Source organism: Maritimibacter sp. UBA3975, assembly GCF_002384975.1.
Lineage (GTDB): Bacteria > Pseudomonadota > Alphaproteobacteria > Rhodobacterales > Rhodobacteraceae > Maritimibacter.
Genome location: NZ_DGCP01000012.1, coordinates 413,247 through 430,109, shown reverse-complemented (window position 1 = coordinate 430,109; position 16,863 = coordinate 413,247). Strand labels below are relative to the sequence as shown.

General features: G+C 65.7%; 20 protein-coding genes. 9 read left to right on the top strand and 11 right to left on the bottom strand.

Annotated features, from left to right (window positions below; translation table 11 throughout):
- Nucleotides 1-139 precede the first annotated feature (139 nt).
- On the bottom strand, nt 140-1,720 hold the full coding sequence (xseA, locus tag B2585_RS16010; RefSeq protein ID WP_292024947.1) for an exodeoxyribonuclease VII large subunit: 1,581 nt from the start codon (nt 1,718-1,720) through the stop codon (nt 140-142).
- Nucleotides 1,721-1,757: 37 nt separating this feature from the next.
- The gene (locus tag B2585_RS20700; protein WP_292025000.1) at nt 1,758-2,318 is read right to left on the bottom strand and encodes a type 1 glutamine amidotransferase domain-containing protein; all 561 of its coding nucleotides are present in this window, start codon (nt 2,316-2,318) and stop codon (nt 1,758-1,760) included.
- Nucleotides 2,319-3,105: 787 nt separating this feature from the next.
- On the opposite strand from B2585_RS20700, the gene purD reads away from it, so the two are divergent.
- On the top strand, nt 3,106-4,368 hold the full coding sequence (purD, locus tag B2585_RS16000; RefSeq protein WP_292024946.1) for a phosphoribosylamine--glycine ligase: 1,263 nt from the start codon (nt 3,106-3,108) through the stop codon (nt 4,366-4,368).
- A gap of 2 nt (nt 4,369-4,370) precedes the next feature.
- Nucleotides 4,371-4,964: a hypothetical protein gene (locus tag B2585_RS15995; RefSeq protein ID WP_292024945.1), complete on the top strand. Its 594-nt coding sequence runs from the start codon at nt 4,371-4,373 to the stop codon at nt 4,962-4,964.
- 100 nt (nt 4,965-5,064) lie between these two features.
- Here B2585_RS15995 and B2585_RS15990 read toward each other — a convergent pair whose 3' ends face one another.
- Both B2585_RS15990 and B2585_RS15985 read right to left on the bottom strand, forming a co-directional pair.
- Nucleotides 5,065-5,781, bottom strand: coding sequence for an FG-GAP repeat domain-containing protein (locus B2585_RS15990; RefSeq protein WP_292024944.1), 717 nt, complete (start codon nt 5,779-5,781; stop codon nt 5,065-5,067).
- A 180-nt stretch (nt 5,782-5,961) separates the two neighbouring features.
- Nucleotides 5,962-6,285, bottom strand: a complete 324-nt coding sequence (locus B2585_RS15985; RefSeq protein ID WP_292024943.1) for a 2Fe-2S iron-sulfur cluster-binding protein — start codon at nt 6,283-6,285, stop codon at nt 5,962-5,964.
- Between the two features lie 116 nt (nt 6,286-6,401).
- Here B2585_RS15985 and B2585_RS15980 point away from each other — a divergent pair, with 116 nt between their 5' ends.
- Nucleotides 6,402-6,794, top strand: coding sequence for an OB-fold nucleic acid binding domain-containing protein (locus tag B2585_RS15980; protein WP_292024942.1), 393 nt, complete (start codon nt 6,402-6,404; stop codon nt 6,792-6,794).
- 62 nt (nt 6,795-6,856) lie between these two features.
- Nucleotides 6,857-7,405: a peptidoglycan-binding domain-containing protein gene (locus B2585_RS15975; protein ID WP_292024941.1), complete on the top strand. Its 549-nt coding sequence runs from the start codon at nt 6,857-6,859 to the stop codon at nt 7,403-7,405.
- A gap of 7 nt (nt 7,406-7,412) precedes the next feature.
- Here the strand turns inward: B2585_RS15975 and B2585_RS15970 are convergent, their stop codons facing one another.
- The 4 genes from B2585_RS15970 to B2585_RS15955 all read right to left on the bottom strand — a co-directional run bounded on the left by B2585_RS15970 (nt 7,413) and on the right by B2585_RS15955 (nt 10,694).
- Nucleotides 7,413-7,793, bottom strand: coding sequence for a hypothetical protein (locus B2585_RS15970; protein ID WP_292024940.1), 381 nt, complete (start codon nt 7,791-7,793; stop codon nt 7,413-7,415).
- 89 nt (nt 7,794-7,882) lie between these two features.
- Entirely contained in the window at nt 7,883-8,758 is an 876-nt protein-coding gene (locus tag B2585_RS15965) for a 50S ribosomal protein L11 methyltransferase (protein ID WP_292024939.1), read from the bottom strand.
- Between the two features lie 62 nt (nt 8,759-8,820).
- Nucleotides 8,821-9,561, bottom strand: a complete 741-nt coding sequence (locus tag B2585_RS15960) for an alpha/beta fold hydrolase (RefSeq protein ID WP_292024938.1) — start codon at nt 9,559-9,561, stop codon at nt 8,821-8,823.
- 2 nt (nt 9,562-9,563) lie between these two features.
- A complete protein-coding gene (locus B2585_RS15955) occupies nt 9,564-10,694 on the bottom strand; it encodes a hypothetical protein (RefSeq protein ID WP_292024937.1) in 1,131 nt (376 codons plus the stop codon).
- Between the two features lie 147 nt (nt 10,695-10,841).
- Between B2585_RS15955 and B2585_RS15950 the strand changes: the two genes are divergently transcribed.
- Together B2585_RS15950 and B2585_RS15945 are read left to right on the top strand one after the other, a co-directional pair.
- Nucleotides 10,842-11,378: a MarR family winged helix-turn-helix transcriptional regulator gene (locus B2585_RS15950; RefSeq protein WP_292024936.1), complete on the top strand. Its 537-nt coding sequence runs from the start codon at nt 10,842-10,844 to the stop codon at nt 11,376-11,378.
- The gene (locus B2585_RS15945) at nt 11,371-12,030 is read left to right on the top strand and encodes a hypothetical protein (RefSeq protein ID WP_292024935.1); all 660 of its coding nucleotides are present in this window, start codon (nt 11,371-11,373) and stop codon (nt 12,028-12,030) included. Before B2585_RS15950 ends, B2585_RS15945 begins: the two co-directional genes overlap by 8 nt.
- A 58-nt stretch (nt 12,031-12,088) precedes the next feature.
- Here B2585_RS15945 and groL read toward each other — a convergent pair whose 3' ends face one another.
- Both groL and B2585_RS15935 read right to left on the bottom strand, forming a co-directional pair.
- Nucleotides 12,089-13,726, bottom strand: coding sequence for a chaperonin GroEL (gene groL / locus B2585_RS15940; RefSeq protein WP_292024934.1), 1,638 nt, complete (start codon nt 13,724-13,726; stop codon nt 12,089-12,091).
- A gap of 38 nt (nt 13,727-13,764) precedes the next feature.
- Nucleotides 13,765-14,052, bottom strand: a complete 288-nt coding sequence (locus B2585_RS15935; RefSeq protein WP_292024933.1) for a co-chaperone GroES — start codon at nt 14,050-14,052, stop codon at nt 13,765-13,767.
- 198 nt (nt 14,053-14,250) lie between these two features.
- Here B2585_RS15935 and B2585_RS15930 point away from each other — a divergent pair, with 198 nt between their 5' ends.
- The 3 genes from B2585_RS15930 (at nt 14,251) to B2585_RS15920 (ending at nt 15,772) form a co-directional block, all read left to right on the top strand.
- Nucleotides 14,251-14,703: a hypothetical protein gene (locus B2585_RS15930; RefSeq protein WP_292024932.1), complete on the top strand. Its 453-nt coding sequence runs from the start codon at nt 14,251-14,253 to the stop codon at nt 14,701-14,703.
- Between the two features lie 62 nt (nt 14,704-14,765).
- Entirely contained in the window at nt 14,766-15,218 is a 453-nt protein-coding gene (locus B2585_RS15925) for a hypothetical protein (RefSeq protein WP_292024931.1), read from the top strand.
- A 65-nt stretch (nt 15,219-15,283) separates the two neighbouring features.
- Entirely contained in the window at nt 15,284-15,772 is a 489-nt protein-coding gene (locus tag B2585_RS15920) for a PaaI family thioesterase (protein WP_292024930.1), read from the top strand.
- Here the strand turns inward: B2585_RS15920 and B2585_RS15915 are convergent.
- Nucleotides 15,747-16,850, bottom strand: coding sequence for a DUF2235 domain-containing protein (locus B2585_RS15915; RefSeq protein ID WP_292024929.1), 1,104 nt, complete (start codon nt 16,848-16,850; stop codon nt 15,747-15,749). The genes B2585_RS15920 and B2585_RS15915 overlap by 26 nt on opposite strands.
- Nucleotides 16,851-16,863: the final 13 nt, after the last annotated feature.

The following is a 16,863-nucleotide window of genomic DNA, read 5'->3' as shown; positions in this document are numbered from 1 at the left end:
GCCCCGCTTCTTCGTTCCGCAAATACTTCGGGGGAGGCGCGCACCGCGCGACGGGGGCTGGCCCCCGACCGCGACGACCTGCCGGAGGCAGGGCGGCGCAAATCCTGCGCGGGCGACAGCCCGCACCTTTTTCGACATTTCAGAAGAGCGAACCCTGCTCTGGCGGCGTATCCTTGGACTTTTTCGAGGTCTTGGACGGCGTCGATGGCTTGGGCGTCGCCTCGCCCGCGCCGCCGGCGACGTCCAGCCGACCATCCGCAAACTCGATTTCGAGCGCCTTGGCCGCCGCCGCGCCGTCGCGGGTCGTAACCACCGCCCCGTCGCCGCGCACCACGGCATAGCCGCGCTTGAGCGTTTCGGTATAGCCCAGCGTCTGTCTCATTCGGTCGAGCGCATCGAGCCGCTTCTGCCAGCCCTCCACCTGCGCAAGTCCGACGCGCGAAAGCCGGGCTGCGAGCGCGTCGAAGTCCCGTTCCTTGCGCGCCCTCGCCTCCCCGATCCTCCCCGGGTCGAGGCGCGGCGTGAGGCGTGCGAGGTCGCGCCGCCGCGCCTCCACGGGCCGGGCCAGCGCCGGACCCAGCCGCCCCGCGCGGTCCGTCACGCGCTCGCGCAGCGTCGTCACGCGGTTGGTCAGGACCGAAGGCCGCAGCCCTCCCGAAGCCCGGTTCAATCGCACATCCTCATGGCGAACCTTGGCAATCAGCGCGGCGGGGAGCCGGTCGCCCGCCCGGTCGAGCCGCTGGCGCGGCGTATCGAGCAGCGCCTCGGCGCGCGGCAGGGCGCGGGCGAGGTCGGTGAGCCGCTGACCTCGCCGGGTGATGCCCTGCGTGAGCGCCGCGGTCAGCCGCGCCTCCTGCTCAGCAGCCCATGCAAGCAGATCGCGCCGCACCGGCACCGCGATCTCGGCGGCCGCCGTGGGGGTGGGCGCGCGCCGGTCGGCGGCATGGTCGATGAGGGTGGTGTCAGTCTCGTGCCCCACGGCGGAAATCAGCGGAATATCCGACGCCGCAGCGGCCCGAACGACGCTTTCCTCGTTGAAACCCCACAGGTCCTCGACCGACCCGCCGCCACGCGCCACGATCAGCAGATCCGGGCGCGGCAACGCCCCGCCCGGTGCCAGCGCATTAAAGCCCTCGATCGCGCGCGTCACTTCCGGCGCGCAACGCTCACCTTGCACGGCGACGGGCCAGATCAGGACTTTTCGGGGAAACCGCTCACGCAGCCGATGCAGGATGTCACGGATGACCGCGCCCGAGGGCGATGTCACCACACCGATCACCTCCGGCAGGAACGGCAGGGGCCGCTTGCGCTCGGCTGCGAACAGCCCCTCGGCGGCCAGCGCCGCCTTGCGTTTCTCCAGCATCGCCATGAGCGCGCCCATTCCGGCGGGCGCGATATCGTCGATGACGATCTGGTATTTCGACTGCCCGGGAAAGGTGGTGAGCCGTCCTGTCGCGATCACCTCCATACCCTCTTCGGGCGGGGTCGCGATCCGGGCCATCACGCCCTTCCAGATCACACCCGAAAGCACGGCGCGGTCGTCCTTCAGATCGAGGTAGACATGGCCCGAGCGCGGGCGCGACACGCGCCCGACTTCGCCCCGAATGCGGACGTGGCCGAACTCCCCTTCGATCATGCGTTTCACCGCCCCGGACAACTCCGAGACGGTGAATTCCGGGGCGTTGCCCCCGATGCCGGAATCTTCGATCAGGTCAGACATGGGCGGACCATGCCCGACCCAGAGGCCGAAGAAAAGGTCAGGCCGCCTGACGGTGGTGCGTGCCCTCGTTCACCTCCTCCACGATCTTGTCGCAGAAGGCGTCGAGGTCGCCGGGGTTGCGCGAGGTGATGATGCCGTTGTCGGTCACCACGGCGCTGTCTTCCCACAGGCCGCCCGCGTTCTGCACGTCGGTCTTGACCGAAGGATACGAGGTCATGTGACGCCCCTTCGCGATCCCGGTCTCGACTAGCAGCCAGGGTGCGTGACAGACGGCTGCGATGGTCTTGCCGCCCGCGAAAGCCGCGCGCACGAAGGCCAGCGCCTCGGTATTGACCCGCAGCAGGTCGGGGTTGATCTGCCCGCCCGGCAGGACGAGTGCGTCGTAGTCCGCGGCCTTTGCGTCACCCAGCGCAAGATCGACCTTCACGGGGCGACCCCAGTCGCTCTCGTCCCAGCCGTTGATCTCGCCGCCTTCTGGCGCGATGACATGGACCTCGGCCCCGGCCTTCTTGAGCTTGTCGAGCGGCACTTCCAGCTCGGACTGTTCAAAACCGTGGGTGGCGAGGATGGCGATTTTCTTGCCGTTCAGATCGGACATGACGTCCTCCTTTTCGTTTCCGTTGCCCTCTAAACGGACACCCCGTCGCCCCTGTTCCTGCCGCCGTTGCGCCCGGCCATCCCCCGCCGGCCAGTCGTTACCTGCGTCCGTGTCGTGGACGAAATAGTGGGCGCAGTCCGCCACGCCGCGTTGCCCGCGATGCACGGACACGCCAAGGCGCACCAGCGCGGCCGCGCCAACACTTGTGGTCGCGGCTCCCACGAGCGCGAAAGCGCGCAGTTCCTGTTGCACCTCGAACAGCACGAGACCGACGCCGAGGCACGAAAGCCCTGCGCCGATCCCCGCCCATATCCAAAGCGACCCGCGCACCGGGCGTCCCGGCCAATGTGTCTGGGGCAGGTGTTCCCCAAATTCCTCGGCGTAGCGTTGCCGTGCCGCGAGGTAGTGCAGCCGGTTGCGGACCTTGGCCGCCGGGCCGTCACTGACCGCGTGGCGAAACGGTCGCCCAAGCACGTCGTCGCAGAATGTCCCGTAATCCGGCAGCTGCAGATGGAGATGCCACGCATCGACAACGCGCGACGGCGTCAGCGGCTCGCGCGCCACCATCGCAAGATAGGCGAAGCGCAGATACTCGCGCACCGCCTTGCAGGCAAGACCGTGGGCCATCCCTGCTCGGTGGCCAGCCGATCCGCAAAGCCTTCCGCCCCGAGATTTCCGAAATCATACACCCCAATTCGTGCGCAGAGCGCCTCATCGATCATGTCGCTACCTTGCCCCGGCCCCGCCATCTGCTATTCCCCGTGCAAAATAGTAAGGGACGTGCCCGATGAACATCCTTATCCTCGGCGGCGGTGGCCGCGAACACGCCCTCGCCTGGGCCGTGATGCAGAACCCGAAATGCGACAAGCTGATCGTCGCGCCGGGCAATGCGGGCATCGCCCAGATCGCCGAATGCGCCACCTTCGACGTCGAGGACGGCGAAAAGGTCGTCGACTTCTGCAACGTGAACGCCATCACCTTCGTCATCATCGGCCCCGAGGCACCGCTGGCAGCTGGCGTGTCGGATGCGCTCGAGGCTGCCGGCATCCTCGCCTTCGGCCCATCGCGCGCCGCGGCCCAACTCGAAGCCTCCAAGGCCTTCACCAAAGAGATCTGCGACGCGGCCAACGCGCCTACGGCCGCCTACGCCCACTTTACCGAAGCCGAACCTGCGAAAGCCTATATCCGCGAACAGGGCGCCCCCATCGTGGTCAAGGCCGACGGTCTGGCGGCCGGCAAGGGCGTGATCGTCGCGATGGACGAGGATACGGCGCTCGCCGCCATCGACGACATGTTCGGTGGCGAATTCGGTGCGGCAGGGGCCGAGGTGGTCATCGAGGAATTCATGACCGGCGAAGAAGGCTCGCTCTTCGTCCTGTCGGACGGCGAAACGCTCCTCCCCATCGGAACGGCGCAGGACCACAAACGCGTGGGCGACGACGACACCGGACCCAACACCGGCGGCATGGGCGCCTATTCCCCCGCTCCGGTCCTGACCGATGCCGTGGTGCAAAAGGCGATGGACGAGATCGTGGCCCCCACCATGCGGGTCATGTCCGAGCGCGGGAGGCCCTACAAGGGTGTGCTCTACGTGGGCCTGATGATCGAGGACGGCCAGCCCCGCCTCGTGGAATACAACGTGCGTTTCGGCGACCCTGAATGTCAGGTGCTGATGATGCGGCTGGGCGCACAGGCGCTCGACCTGATGCTGGCCTGCGCCGAAGGCCGCCTCGCGGGCCGTCAGGTGAATTGGGCCGACGACCACGCCATGACCGTGGTGATGGCGGCGAACGGCTACCCCGGCGCGTATGAAAAGGGGTCGGTAATCTCCGGACTCGACGCCATCGAGGAGACCTCGAAACAGATGGTGTTCCACGCCGGCACCCGCGAACGGGACGGCCAGATCACCGCCTCAGGCGGCCGCGTCCTCAACGTCACGGCGCGCGGCGACTCGCTGCAAGCGGCCCGCGACACGGCCTACGCGATGATCGACCAAATCGACTGGCCCGAGGGTTTCAACCGCTCCGACATCGGCTGGCGCGCACTCTGAGCATGGCTGCGCCCGAGACATTCCGCTGGAAGCCCGCGCTGTTGGCCCGCGCGGATACCCTGACAGTAGACGGCACCCGCCTCGCGCTCGACGACAACTGGACCCTCGACGCGGCCTTGGTCGAGGACGCGGCTTTCACCAACCAGGTGATCAAGGGCAACCGCATGGTGCGCCTCGACCTCTACACACCAGAGCTGCGACGGTCGATCGGCTACACCGGCGGACGCGTCGGCTACGACGCCGATCCTGACGCCCGCACCCACCTCGCCGCCTGCGCCGCGACCCTGCGTGCGCTGGCCTTGGCGCGGCCCGGTCAGCAGATCGCACTCGGCGTGATCCGGGGCGGGCGCTGGGGCATGTTCCTCGTGGGGCTCGGCACGCTCCTCGGCGGCCTCATCCTCGCGGTCGCTGCGCTGGCCTCGGGCATCGGCTCGGACCGCTTGCTCGAAGCGGCGATCCCGACGCTGTTCCTGATCCTGTTGGGCGCCGTCCTCACCTATGGCAACTGGCCCTGGCGCAAACGCCCGCGCATCAATCCCGCAGCCCTGGCTGACACGCTTGATGAGATCCTGTCGCGAAGCGCGCCCGACGCCTGATCTTCTTGGGTCCGAAAATACCTCGGGGGTGCGGGGGCTGGCCCCCGCTCAAGCCTGTGGGCCTATGCCCACGCCGCAACAACAAAGGTCCGTCTCCGCCTCACGCGCACTCAAGATACGGCGCGAAGCTCTCGGGCCCGGCATAGTCCCCGACCTCCGTAGACACCAGACCGGCCCCGTCCCAGATCGTCTCGACAATCCGGCTCCAGTCGGCATTGGCGGTAAGGATCGCAGGCGGCGTGCCCGCGCAATGGCGCACACCACCCTCGATTTCCGGCGTCCCGAGCAGGTGGTTCGTCACCCCCTCGACAGCGGCGACAGGTGTGAGCACGGCCTTGCCCCCATTCATCTCTACCCGCGCCAGCCGCAGGATGCGGGCGAGGTGTGGGCGGTCGACATAGGCAACCTCATCCACACCGTCCCCGTCGAAATCCGCGATCCCGGCGATGGCGAGCCAGCGGTGACGTTGCCCGATCGGTTGCGTGTTTCCGATGGGCCGCGCCCATTCCCCGTCAAAGTCGAAGATCTGCACCATCGCGCCCACCCGAAAGCCCGAGAGCACGGCGACCACCTCCGGCGTGCCGTCGCCGTCGAAGTCGTGCAGCCGGGGGGCGGTATCCTCGAACACCGCACCGTCGAAGCGGATCACGTTATGGGAACCGTCATCGTAGTCGATACGCAGCCCGGCATATTCGCCGTTCTTCACTGCGCCATGTCCATAGGCATCGGTCGGCTCGACATAGGACGCGCCCGAGACGTCCTTGGCCTGGGCCGCGCCGGCGAGCGCGAGGACAGCGAGCGTGGAACGTATCAGCATGGAACCCTCCGCCTGTTCGCATCCATGCTGCCGGGCCAACGGCGCGAAGGCCAGCGCCGGGCGCCCTCGCCACGCAAACGTGACCGGCCGGGGCCGGGCGACTTTCCCGAGGACGCGCCTCAGGCGGGTCCGAGACGAGAGAGCGCGCGCGTCAGCGCGCACCGCTTGCCAACAGAGGGTTCAGATCTGCTTTTCAGGCATCTGGACGACAAGGCCGTCGAGTGCGTCAGAGACCTGAAGCTGGCAGGTGAGGCGCGAGCGTACCGGATCGGGCTCGTAGGCGAAGTCGAGCATATCCTCTTCCATCGCCTCGCGGCCCGGCAGCTTTTCGACCCACTCTTCAGCCACATAAACGTGGCAGGTGGAGCAGGCGCAGGCCCCGCCGCAGTCGGCCTCGATACCAGGGATGTCGTTGTCGCGGGCGCCTTCCATCACGGTCAGGCCGTTGGCGACGTCGACTTCGTGTCGGGTGCCGTTGTGCTCGATGTAGGTGATCTTCGCCATGAGGGTCTCCGAATGCACTTTTGCGGTGTTCTAGCCAAGGGACGCGCAAGGGTCCACCCCGGTTCGCCACCTGTGCCGCCTTGCGCACCGCCCCAAAATGTTCTTACTTTGTTCACATGCTCTACCCCGCCCCTCCCACCGCCCACGCCGGGCCACGCGGCTGGCCGCGCCCGCCCCACGCGGTGCCCCACCGGATGCTCGACCGGCCGCCTGAGGGCGCGCGGATCACGGTGGCCGGCCTCGTACTCGTCCGCCAACGTCCCGGCACCGCCAACGGGGTGGTGTTCATCACGCTGGAGGACGAGACGGGGATCGCCAACATCGTCGTCTGGCGTGCGGTTTACGAACGCTTCCGTCGGGCGGTGGTCGCGGGTCGCTGTCTGCGCGTGACCGGAAAAATCCAGCGTCAGAGCGGCGTGGCCCATATCGTCGCGGATCAGGTCGAGGATATCTCCTGGATGCTCGACAGCCTTGCGCAGCCCCCCGCCCGGTCCGCCTTCCAGGACTAGCCCGGTTACACAAATCGCGCTATTGTCGCGCCAAACAGTCCGCAACAAGGACGCCGAGCAGTATGTATCGCGTATTTTTCAGCACCACCGGGGCCATGGCAGCCCTGTGTCTCGCCCTTGCCGGCTGCGCCCGGACCGGTCCGACGCAGGAGGTCACCCGCGCCGACTTCGGCGATGAGGAGATCATCACCGACTTCACCCTCGGCCCCCCCGGCGCGCGCCCCGGCGCGTGCTACGGCAAGGATGTGACCCCCGCGACGGTGGAGCAGGTCACGGAACACAAGCTGGTGGAGGAGGCCAGGATCGGCCCGACCGGCAACATCATCGCGCCCGCGAAATACGAAACCGTCACCGAGGCCAAGATCGTGGACGGGCGCGAGCCGATCTATTTCGAAACCCCCTGCCCCCCGCGCTGGACGCCGGAGTTCATCGCCTCGATCCAGCGCGCCCTCTCGGCACGCGGGCTTTACGGCGGCCCCGTCTCGGGCACGCTGGACGAAACCACGCGCAAGGCGATCCGCACCTTCCAGATCGGTGAGGGGCTCAATTCGGCGATCCTGTCGACGGAAAGCGCGCGGCTTCTGGGGCTGGTGGAAATCGACCTGTCCTGAGACGCGCTCAGGTCGTCAGCTCGGCGATCCTGTTGAGAATCCCGACCACCGGCGAAATCACGCCGGAGAGATAGACCGTTGCAGCATCAGGCCGCATGATCCAGGCACCGGCCTGTTCGACGATCGAGCCCTGTTCGAGCTTGGCGTGCTGGTCGATATAGGAAATCGGGCCGAGATAGGCGAGCAGGGTCGCCTTGAACAGCGTGAACACGACGAGGACGAGGAACAGGCCGCGCCACGGAAACCCGCGCCGGGACCGGACCTTCTTGACCGGGACGAGCAGGCCGTTGCGCTCCTCCAACTTGACGAATCCGCTGGACAGATTGCGGTGCCCGCGTTCGATGCGCTGCACCCGATGCTCGAAATTCTTGTGCTTCATGTCCGCCATGACGGCTGACCTTTCGCCTGTTCGCGTGAAAACTATACTGACCACTATATGTTTAATTCCGGCGGCAATATGACACGAACTGTGCGAAATTAAGCGGGCTTGCGCAGAAGGGTCAGCGTGGTCCAGTCGCCATGCTCGGCACGCCGGTCCAGGGTGAAGCCTGCTTTCTGGTAGGCCGCGATGACCTCATCGGCCTGCGGATTGAGGATGCCGGACAGAATCGCCCGCCCCTCGGGCGCGACCGCCACACCCATGTCCGGGGCCAGCCCGATCAGCGGACCCTTGAGGATATTGGCGAAGACAAGGTCGAAGGGCTGCGCGGCCTTGAGGTCGGGATGGTCGAAGCCTGCGGCCTCCACCACATGCACCCGGTCCTCGACCCCGTTCGCGCGCACATTGGCCTGGGCCACCTCCACCGCGACCGCGTCTATGTCCGAGGCGATCACCGGGTTGGGCCAGATCTTGGCCGCGGCCATCGCGAGCACGGCCGTGCCGCAGCCGATGTCGGCGACGTTGCGCGCGACGATTCCCTTGTCGGCAATGATGTCCAGAGCCTCGAGGCAGCCCAGCGTCGTGCCGTGGTGACCGGTGCCGAAGGCCATCGATGCCTCGATCCTGAGCCCCACGCGCCCCTGCGGCAGCCGCTCGGCATCATGTGCACCATAAACGAAGAAGCGGCCGGCCTCGACCGGCTGCAATTCGCGCCGGACATGAGCGACCCAGTCGACTTCCGGCAGTTCGGAGACAGCGAAATCCTTGGCGCCATGCATCGCGGACAACAGCGCGAGCCCGGCATGGTCCGGTTCTTCCGTGAAGTAGCCGCCGACCTCCCACAGCCCGCTGTCGTCCTCCATCTCGAACACACCGATTCCTGTGGGTTCGGGGATGAGCGTCTCCATCGCCTCGCCCAGAGCGTCGGCCTTGGACTTGCCTAGGAGCGTGGTGAGCGCGGTCCATGTGGGCATCGGGGTCTCCTTCGGGTTCGCCCCGCCCTAGCGACCGCCATCAGGGGGGTCAAGCTGGCGCGTTACTCTGTCGTCTCCTCGACGATCTCGCTCACTGCGCCGGTAAAGGTCATCGCATGGTCGAACGCGCCTGTTTCGAGAAACAAAAGGACCTGCGCGATGACGGTCGGATTGGACATGAGGAAAGTATGGGTAACCGGCAGGACGATGTGGTCGCTCATCCCCTCGATCCGGGTCGCCTCTACCGCTACCTTGCCGTCGTCCGCCCCTTCGAGCATCGCCGACAGGATCGGGTTCAGCGAACGGTTGCCCGCGATCACCCCCAGTTCGAATTCCGGCAGGCCAAGCAGGTTCGGCGTGGCATCAGGCCCGGTGCCGAGTTGCAAACCCGCAGGCCCCATCATCCATTCGTAGGGCGCGAACCCGGCGAGGTCGTCGACCACGGATGAGCCCTTGTTGGGCGGGGCAAGCATGACGACGCGGCCCATATTGTCGGGCCGGTGATCCTCCAGCCACGCCCGCACAAGGATGCCGCCAAGGCTGTGGGTGACGAAATGGACCCGCTGGGCGCCGCAGGCCTCCACGGCCGGGGGCACGGCGGCCTCCACCAGCTCGGCAATGGGTGCTTCGGTCGAGGGGTAGTCGCGGTTCACCACGTCGTAGCCCGCCTCTTCCAGCGCTTCCTCCATGACGAGGAGCGAGGCCGAGGTCCGGGCGAGGCCGTGCAGGAGCACGACGCAGTCCGCCCGCGCCGGCAGAGCCAGCGCGGACAGGACCAGTGTAAGGGTAAGCAGCCGCCTCACGCTTACGCAGGCTCCTCAAAAAAGACCGGCGAGAAGACGCGGATCACCAGGCCGCCGATACCGATCAGCAGCACCGCGAACACCGCGAGCCACCCGATGAACGGGATCAGCATGACAAGCGCCAGAAGTGCCGCCCCCACGAAGGCCGCGATGGCCCGGTCCAGGGTCGAATCCGGCAGCCCCTGCCCGGCCAGGTTCACGGCCCAGACGCCCAGCAGGTAAGCCCCGGTGACGTAGCCCGCAAAGCCCAGTGCGACGGCAAATGCAATCGAGAGCGGAGCAAGGAAGATACCGATGCCCGTCATGGCCAGCACGACGGTCGAGCCTGCGGCCACGGCGAGGCCCAACGCCCCCATCCACAGGCTTCTCAGCGGTGAGGCGAGCGCACGCTCGCGCAGGGTGGCGGTAAAGCCCGGTGCGAGGGCGGCGACGAGCGTGGCAACCAGCGTTGTCAGGATGACACCACCGAATAGCCCGGTCAGCTTGGCCCAGAATCCGGGCGTGGCCTGTTCCGTCGCAGCCTCGATATCCTCTTCCCAACCTTCGACACTGCGGAATTCCACCCGGTCGGCGGGCGCCACCCGTTCGGGCACGTTCACGTCCTCTTCGTCTTCGGCATAGAAGATGACGGTGCCTGCGACGCTGGCGGCTTCGCCCCAGTCGACATTGGCCCCGGCAATCGACAGATCGCCCGCAATCTCGCCATTAACCTCGATGGACTCGCCGCCCAGGATGGCGCTGCCCGCGACCGTGCCGCCGAGCATCACGTCTCCGCCCATGGCGCGGATGTTGCCCTCGATGGTGTCCGAGAGGGTCACGGAGTTGCCCATCGCCGTAACGCCGCCCGCCACCGGGGCGTTCACCTCAACGTCCATACCGGCCGCGTAAAGGTTTCCGCCGATAGCCTCGTCAACCGAGACCAGCCGTCCGGCAAGGTGGGCGCTGCCCGTGACCTCGCCTTCGACCTCGACCCGGTTGCCGGCGGCGAAAAGATCGCCCTCGACGGCTTCGCCGACCGAAGCCGTGCGGCCGGCCGCATAGACGTCCCCGCCGAAGGTCATTCGGCTCGTGTCCTGCGCGGCGAGCGGTGTCGCCGCCACCATGAGAATGATGAGTAGGAATTGGCGCAACATGATCTGTCCCCGTTCTTAATGTTACTCCCCTTCACATAGGTGCGATGGGTCCTGGTTTTAAGACGCGATGCGACGGATCTGCGAAATACGTTGACGAATTAAGTTTGGACCCTAATGATTAGGTTCCTAATCACCTTGATGGCAAAAATGACTGATACGGATCTTCGCCTGAACGACACGCCAGCGCCGAGCCTTGTCGAGCGCCACCCAGACCTTTTCGCCGGCATCGACCCGCACGCGTTGCGCGCCGCGCAGGACCTTCTGCGCGTCTCCAAGCGTCTGCTAGGTGGGTTCGCGGACAGGTTTCGAGAACACGGACTTTCGCCGGGGCGCTATTCGGTCCTGATGACGTTGCATGCCGCAGGCGGACCGCTCGCCCCATCGGTCATTGCCGAACGGATCGGTGTCACGCGCGCCTCCACCACCGGGCTCGTCACCGGCCTCGCCCGCGATGGTTTGGTCGAATACGGCAGCGCTGGCGAGACCGACCGACGGCGCAAGACCGTTGGGCTGACCGAGGCGGGCACCGCCCTCCTCCTGTCGATCCTGCCCGACATTTTCGCTCGCATGACCGCACTGGTCGAACCGCTCACGGAAGCTGAATGCAAAACGCTTCAATCAATTCTCGCCCGAATCGAGGCCGACCTCGGCCAAGACGCCACTTCGGAGACACGACATGACTGACACGATCACCCGATCCGTCTTGCGGCCCTGGTTCCTGATTGGAATTCTGCTCCTGACCTATTGCTATCTCGGGAACTTCTTTGTTCTTCCCAGCTATCTGAGGTTCCTCGAACATGGAAGCACCGGCAACAACGGCACGGGGCCCGACTACGCACTGATCTGGGGCGCGGCGAAGACGATCCTCTGGATGCTGTCCTTCCACCTCGGTGCGGCCTGTTTGACCTTTGGCGCCCTGAGCGGGCAGGGCGCATCTCGCCGGTTCCGCGTCGGTCTCGGGATCGGCACGGTGGTCTGGCTTGGCCTTTGGTGCATCCCCGCCCTGCCCGGGCCCTATACGGCCTATTTCGCCGGTATGGGCCTGATCATCCTGCTTGTGATCGTGGCACTCTTTCTCACCACCGGCGGCGGGCGTGCCGATGACTCCAGTGCGCGCAACTGGCGGGTGGCCAGCTATATGTTCTTCGCTTTTGCGACGTGGGACATCTGCGGGCTTGGCAGCGTCGGCGGCATCCTGGACCCCGAAGGCGCCGCACGGTCGGCGAGCCAGTCACTCGTGGTCACACAAACCACGAAACTCATTGCCGAGCTTCTCATCGGCTGGGCGCTGGCCCTGACCGCGGCGGTATCAGCACGACGCCCCCAGTCCACATGAGGTCAAAAAGAAAGGGCGCCCCGAGGGACGCCCTTTCGAACTGATCCGATGGATCGGCTTACATCATGCCGCCCATGCCGCCCATGTCGGGCATGCCGCCGCCGCCAGCGCCTTTTTCTTCCGGCTTGTCGGCTACCATCGCTTCGGTGGTGATGAGCAGGCCGGCGATCGAAGCGGCGTCTTCCAGAGCGGTGCGAACCACTTTGGCCGGGTCGATCACGCCGAAGGCGAACATGTCGCCGTATTCTTCGGTCTGCGCGTTGAAGCCGAACTTGACGTCGTCGCTTTCACGGATCTTGCCCGCGACAACGGCACCGTCGACACCGGCGTTCTCGGCGATCTGGCGAAGCGGGCTTTCCAGCGCGCGGCGCACGATGGCGATACCGGCAGTCTGGTCGGCGTTTTCGCCTTCGAGACCTTCGAGCACCTTGGCACCCTGGACGAGAGCGACACCGCCGCCCACGATCACGCCTTCCTGCACGGCCGCACGGGTCGCGTTCAGGGCGTCATCGACACGGTCCTTGCGCTCTTTCACTTCGGTCTCGGTCATGCCGCCGACCTTGATGACAGCCACACCGCCGGCGAGTTTGGCAACACGCTCCTGCAGCTTCTCCTTGTCGTAGTCCGAGGAGGTTTCCTCGATCTGCGTGCGGATCTGGGACACGCGGGCTTCGATCTCGGCCTTGTCGCCAGCGCCGTCAACGATCGTCGTCTCTTCTTTCGAGATGTTGATGTTCTTGGCGGTGCCGAGCATGTCCATCGTCACGGACTCGAGCTTCATGCCCAGGTCTTCCGAGATCACCTGGCCACCGGTCAGGATCGCGATGTCCTGAAGCATGGCCTTGCGGCGATCACCGAAGCCCGGCGCCTTGACGGCCGCGATCTTCAGACCGCCGCGCAGCTTGTTGACCACGAGGGTGGCCAGCGCTTCGCCTTCGACGTCCTCGGCGATGATGAGGAGCGGCTTCTGCGACTGGATGACCTGCTCGAGGAGCGGGACCATCGGCTGCAGCGACGAGAGTTTCTTCTCATGCAGCAGGATGTAGCAGTCTTCGAGCTCCGCGATCATCTTGTCGGGGTTGGTCACGAAGTAGGGGGAGAGGTAGCCACGGTCGAACTGCATGCCTTCGACGACATCCACTTCGGTTTCCATGCCCTTGTTCTCTTCGACGGTGATGACACCCTCGTTGCCCACTTTCTGCATCGCGTCGGCGATGAAGCGGCCGATGGCGGTTTCGCCGTTGGCCGAGATGGTGCCGACCTGAGCGACTTCGTCGGAGTCATTGACCGGACGGGCCGCAGCCTTGATCGCTTCCACGACCTTGGCAGTCGCGGTGTCGATGCCGCGCTTGAGGTCCATCGGGTTCATGCCGGCGGCAACCGATTTCATGCCTTCGGTCACGATGGCCTGTGCCAGAACGGTCGCGGTGGTGGTGCCATCGCCGGCTTCGTCATTGGTGCGGCTGGCCACTTCTTTGACCATCTGCGCGCCCATGTTCTCGAACTTGTCTTCCAGTTCGATTTCCTTCGCCACGGACACACCGTCCTTGGTGATGCGCGGGGCGCCGAAGGATTTTTCGAGGACCACGTTACGGCCTTTCGGGCCGAGGGTCACCTTGACCGCATTGGCCAGGGTGTTGACGCCGCGCAGCATTGCGTTGCGGGCTTCGGTGTCGAATTTGACTTCTTTAGCCATTCGTCAGCTCCTGAATATCTGGTTAGAGGGTCCGGCGATCAGGCAATGATGCCCATGATGTCGGATTCTTTCATGATCAGCATCTCTTTGCCGTCGAGCGTGATCTCGGTGCCGGACCATTTGCCGAACAGGATCTTGTCGCCTTCCTTGACGTCCATCGTGATGCGGTCGCCGTCGTCGTCCTTCGCGCCGGCGCCAACAGAGACAACCACGCCTTCGGCGGGCTTTTCTTTCGCGCTGTCAGGGATGATCAGGCCGCCGGTGGTCTTTTCTTCGCTTTCGACGCGCTCGACGAGCACACGGTCGTGCAGGGGAGTAAATGCCATTTCAGAGGCTCCTCAACTCTCATTGTTCCCGTTAGCACTCACGATACGCGAGTGCTAACGGCGGATAGGTAGGCAGCGGAGCACATCGAGTCAACAGCGCGTGAAGCAAAAATTTTGCGTTTCGCGTAAAGACGTTGACAGGTGAGACGCCTCGTATGGAAACTGGGTCGTACATTCAACCGGAACCCGGGACATTCCATGACTTTTAAGCATTTCGCCGCCGCCCTGGCCCTGATCACCACCCCCGCCATCGCCCAGAACGAAGAGGTCCACCCCTACACCAAGTCCAACATCGCGCCGGTCATGTTCGAGTATCTGGACGAGGCCGAAGACGGCTGCTGGACGTCGGCCGATCAGGCCGCTGATATCGCCAAGCGGGCGCTAGACGGGGTCGGCATCGCGCATACCGACGACCCGGAGGAGGCTGCGACGACGCTTTTCCTTTACGTCGACGCCTCCCGCGACGGGGGCTGTTACGGCAACATGCTCCTCGACCTGCGCGGGCCCGCGACATGGGCGGGCGAGGAGGTCCGGGTGATCCTGCGCGACAGCGGCGCCAACTTCGAAGGCTATGACAACCTGAACGCTGTGATCCCGGCGATCATGGACCATTTCGTCGGCACGGAACTGGGCGGCTTTCCCGCCGAATGACGCCCGTTTGACATCGCGCGGCACGGCCCTCACGCTGCACCTGCACTGCGAAAGGACGCCCGATGCCCGCACGCCTCGCCACGGCTCTGACCCTCGCCTTCGCCGCCCCGGCACTGGCGCAGGAACAGACCCCGCTGACCGAAACCAACATCTCTCCCATGACTGTCATCGTCACGGACATGACCGAGGACGACTGCTGGACCGACCCCGGGGCCGCAGCCGATATCGCACGCGCGGAACTGGGCAAGACCACCATCGAACTTGTCGAGACCGAGGCCGAAGCTGAGACGGCCTTTGTCATCGCGGTGCAGGCGCGGCGTGCCGAAGCGGGGTGCTATGGCTCCGTTCGGCTCGCGGTCGGCGCGATGATTGACTGGAAGGACAACGGCGAGGTCGCCGGGACGCTTCAGGCCGTCTCCAACATCTTCGAAGGGCGCGAAACAGTGGACGAATTCGTGGCCGACGGCCTTGCCCAGTCCATCCCGGCGCTGGCCGACTACCTGCCCGACACCTGAGCGCCCCAACGTCACACTTGTCCGTCGGTCCGCACCGCGCGACGGTCGGCGCGGGAGGACACGCGATGACATTTGCGGCGACGCAGGACGACCTGATTTCGATGGACGAGGCCCTGTCGATGAGCGGGCTCGAATACATGGAGCGGATGGTGGCGGGTGAATTCCCGGGTCCGCCCATCGGACAGGTGATGAACTACGTCGCGACCGAAGTCGCCCCCGGACGCGTCACTTTTCGCGGCACCCCCACCTTCGAGTACTGCAACCCGATGGGTGCGGTTCACGGCGGCTGGTACGGAACGCTTCTGGACAGCTGCATGGCCTGTGCGGTGATGACCACGGTGCCCAAGGGCTCGACCTACACGACGCTGGAATACAAGATCAACATCGTGCGCCCGATCCCGTTGGGCACAGAGATCGAGGCGGTCGGCACGATCCAGCATGGCGGACGCTCGACCGGCGTGGCCAACGGCGAAATCCGCGGCGTGGCGGATGGCAAGCTCTACGCCACCGGCTCGACCACCTGCATGGTCATGCAGATTGTGGCGCCGGCGTAGCGCCCTCCTCCGACACCTCGGGCGTCCACTCCCTTTCCGACGGATCGTGGCCCCGCCGGCGTTTTGAGCGCAGCACGAAGATCTTGCCCCAGCCGTGAAACGTGCCCATCGAAGGCGCATCCGGGTTCGGCGGGAACCGTGTGTGCCAGTCTTCAGGGAGCGTCAGGCCCACCGCCTCGGCCTTGCCCAGCATCCAGTGGAGCGAGACGAAGGCGCGAGGCCGGGCAGCGGTGAAGCCCGCTACCTGCCCGCCCACGTCGCCGTGGCTGCCGGGAAACCAGACCTGCTCGACCCGCCCCGGATACTCCGCGCTCGTGTCCCACAAGAGCGGCTCGTAGGCATCGCGCGTCTCGTCCCGCGCCAGAGCATGGTAGCCGTGCAGCACATGTGTATCGAGATTGGCGTCGTGGAAGCGATGGCGCGGCTCGTACAGCCGCCAGATCACCGGCCAGGTCAGGCCCAGCGCCTTCACCGTATCCCAGACGCCGATCATCTCGATGGTCGTGTCCTCGTGGCAAAAGGCCTGTGAGAAAGCCCGCGCGCTTTCGGTCATCTCCTCGGCCTCGTAATGGCGATAGGCCTGTAACACGTTGCGCTCGGTCGCATGTTCGGCCTTCAAAAGCCCCACCCGCCCGATCAGACCGGAGAGCGAGCGCACCGCGAAAGCGCCGCGCGAATACCCGAAGAGAAAGATCTTGTCGCCGGGCCTGTAGCGCGAGGCGAGCACGCCATAGGCGCGCCGGATCTGCCGGTTGATCCCCTTGCCCGTCGCCACGGTCCAGGCGCTTTTCCACCCGCGCCACTGGATGCCCGCCTCGTAATAAACCGAAATCTTGGCCCCGTGGCCCGAGCGGCGCACTTCGTCCATCATGCGGTAAACGATCCCGGCATTGGTCTCTTCACCGGGTTCCAGCGACGACATGGTGCCGTCCAGCACGATGACATGGGTGACCGGTTCGCGCGCCGGCGTGTCGGCACCCGCCGACAGCACCCGGCCACGCAGCCATTTGCGGAACCGGGTGAACCCGCCATCGGTGAGCCCGTGGAGCGCGCGGTTGAGCCTTGTCTTCAGTGACATGACCCGCCCCTGA

Bases quoted from the DNA above. Each gene is read 5' to 3' on its own strand.
- B2585_RS15995 (WP_292024945.1), top strand. From the start codon at position 4,371: ATGGCTGCGCCCGAGACATTCCGCTGGAAGCCCGCGCTGTTGGCCCGC.
- B2585_RS15935 (WP_292024933.1), bottom strand. From the start codon at position 14,052: ATGGCATTTACTCCCCTGCACGACCGTGTGCTCGTCGAGCGCGTCGAA.
- B2585_RS20700 (WP_292025000.1), bottom strand. From the start codon at position 2,318: ATGTCCGATCTGAACGGCAAGAAAATCGCCATCCTCGCCACCCACGGT.
- B2585_RS15925 (WP_292024931.1), top strand. From the start codon at position 14,766: ATGCCCGCACGCCTCGCCACGGCTCTGACCCTCGCCTTCGCCGCCCCG.
- B2585_RS15920 (WP_292024930.1), top strand. From the start codon at position 15,284: ATGACATTTGCGGCGACGCAGGACGACCTGATTTCGATGGACGAGGCC.
- B2585_RS15950 (WP_292024936.1), top strand. From the start codon at position 10,842: ATGACTGATACGGATCTTCGCCTGAACGACACGCCAGCGCCGAGCCTT.
- B2585_RS15965 (WP_292024939.1), bottom strand. From the start codon at position 8,758: ATGCCCACATGGACCGCGCTCACCACGCTCCTAGGCAAGTCCAAGGCC.
- B2585_RS15990 (WP_292024944.1), bottom strand. From the start codon at position 5,781: ATGCTGATACGTTCCACGCTCGCTGTCCTCGCGCTCGCCGGCGCGGCC.
- xseA (WP_292024947.1), bottom strand. From the start codon at position 1,720: ATGTCTGACCTGATCGAAGATTCCGGCATCGGGGGCAACGCCCCGGAA.
- B2585_RS15980 (WP_292024942.1), top strand. From the start codon at position 6,402: ATGCTCTACCCCGCCCCTCCCACCGCCCACGCCGGGCCACGCGGCTGG.
- B2585_RS15930 (WP_292024932.1), top strand. From the start codon at position 14,251: ATGACTTTTAAGCATTTCGCCGCCGCCCTGGCCCTGATCACCACCCCC.
- B2585_RS15945 (WP_292024935.1), top strand. From the start codon at position 11,371: ATGACTGACACGATCACCCGATCCGTCTTGCGGCCCTGGTTCCTGATT.
- B2585_RS15985 (WP_292024943.1), bottom strand. From the start codon at position 6,285: ATGGCGAAGATCACCTACATCGAGCACAACGGCACCCGACACGAAGTC.
- B2585_RS15955 (WP_292024937.1), bottom strand. From the start codon at position 10,694: ATGTTGCGCCAATTCCTACTCATCATTCTCATGGTGGCGGCGACACCG.
- B2585_RS15915 (WP_292024929.1), bottom strand. From the start codon at position 16,850: ATGTCACTGAAGACAAGGCTCAACCGCGCGCTCCACGGGCTCACCGAT.
- B2585_RS15970 (WP_292024940.1), bottom strand. From the start codon at position 7,793: ATGGCGGACATGAAGCACAAGAATTTCGAGCATCGGGTGCAGCGCATC.
- B2585_RS15975 (WP_292024941.1), top strand. From the start codon at position 6,857: ATGTATCGCGTATTTTTCAGCACCACCGGGGCCATGGCAGCCCTGTGT.
- purD (WP_292024946.1), top strand. From the start codon at position 3,106: ATGAACATCCTTATCCTCGGCGGCGGTGGCCGCGAACACGCCCTCGCC.
- groL (WP_292024934.1), bottom strand. From the start codon at position 13,726: ATGGCTAAAGAAGTCAAATTCGACACCGAAGCCCGCAACGCAATGCTG.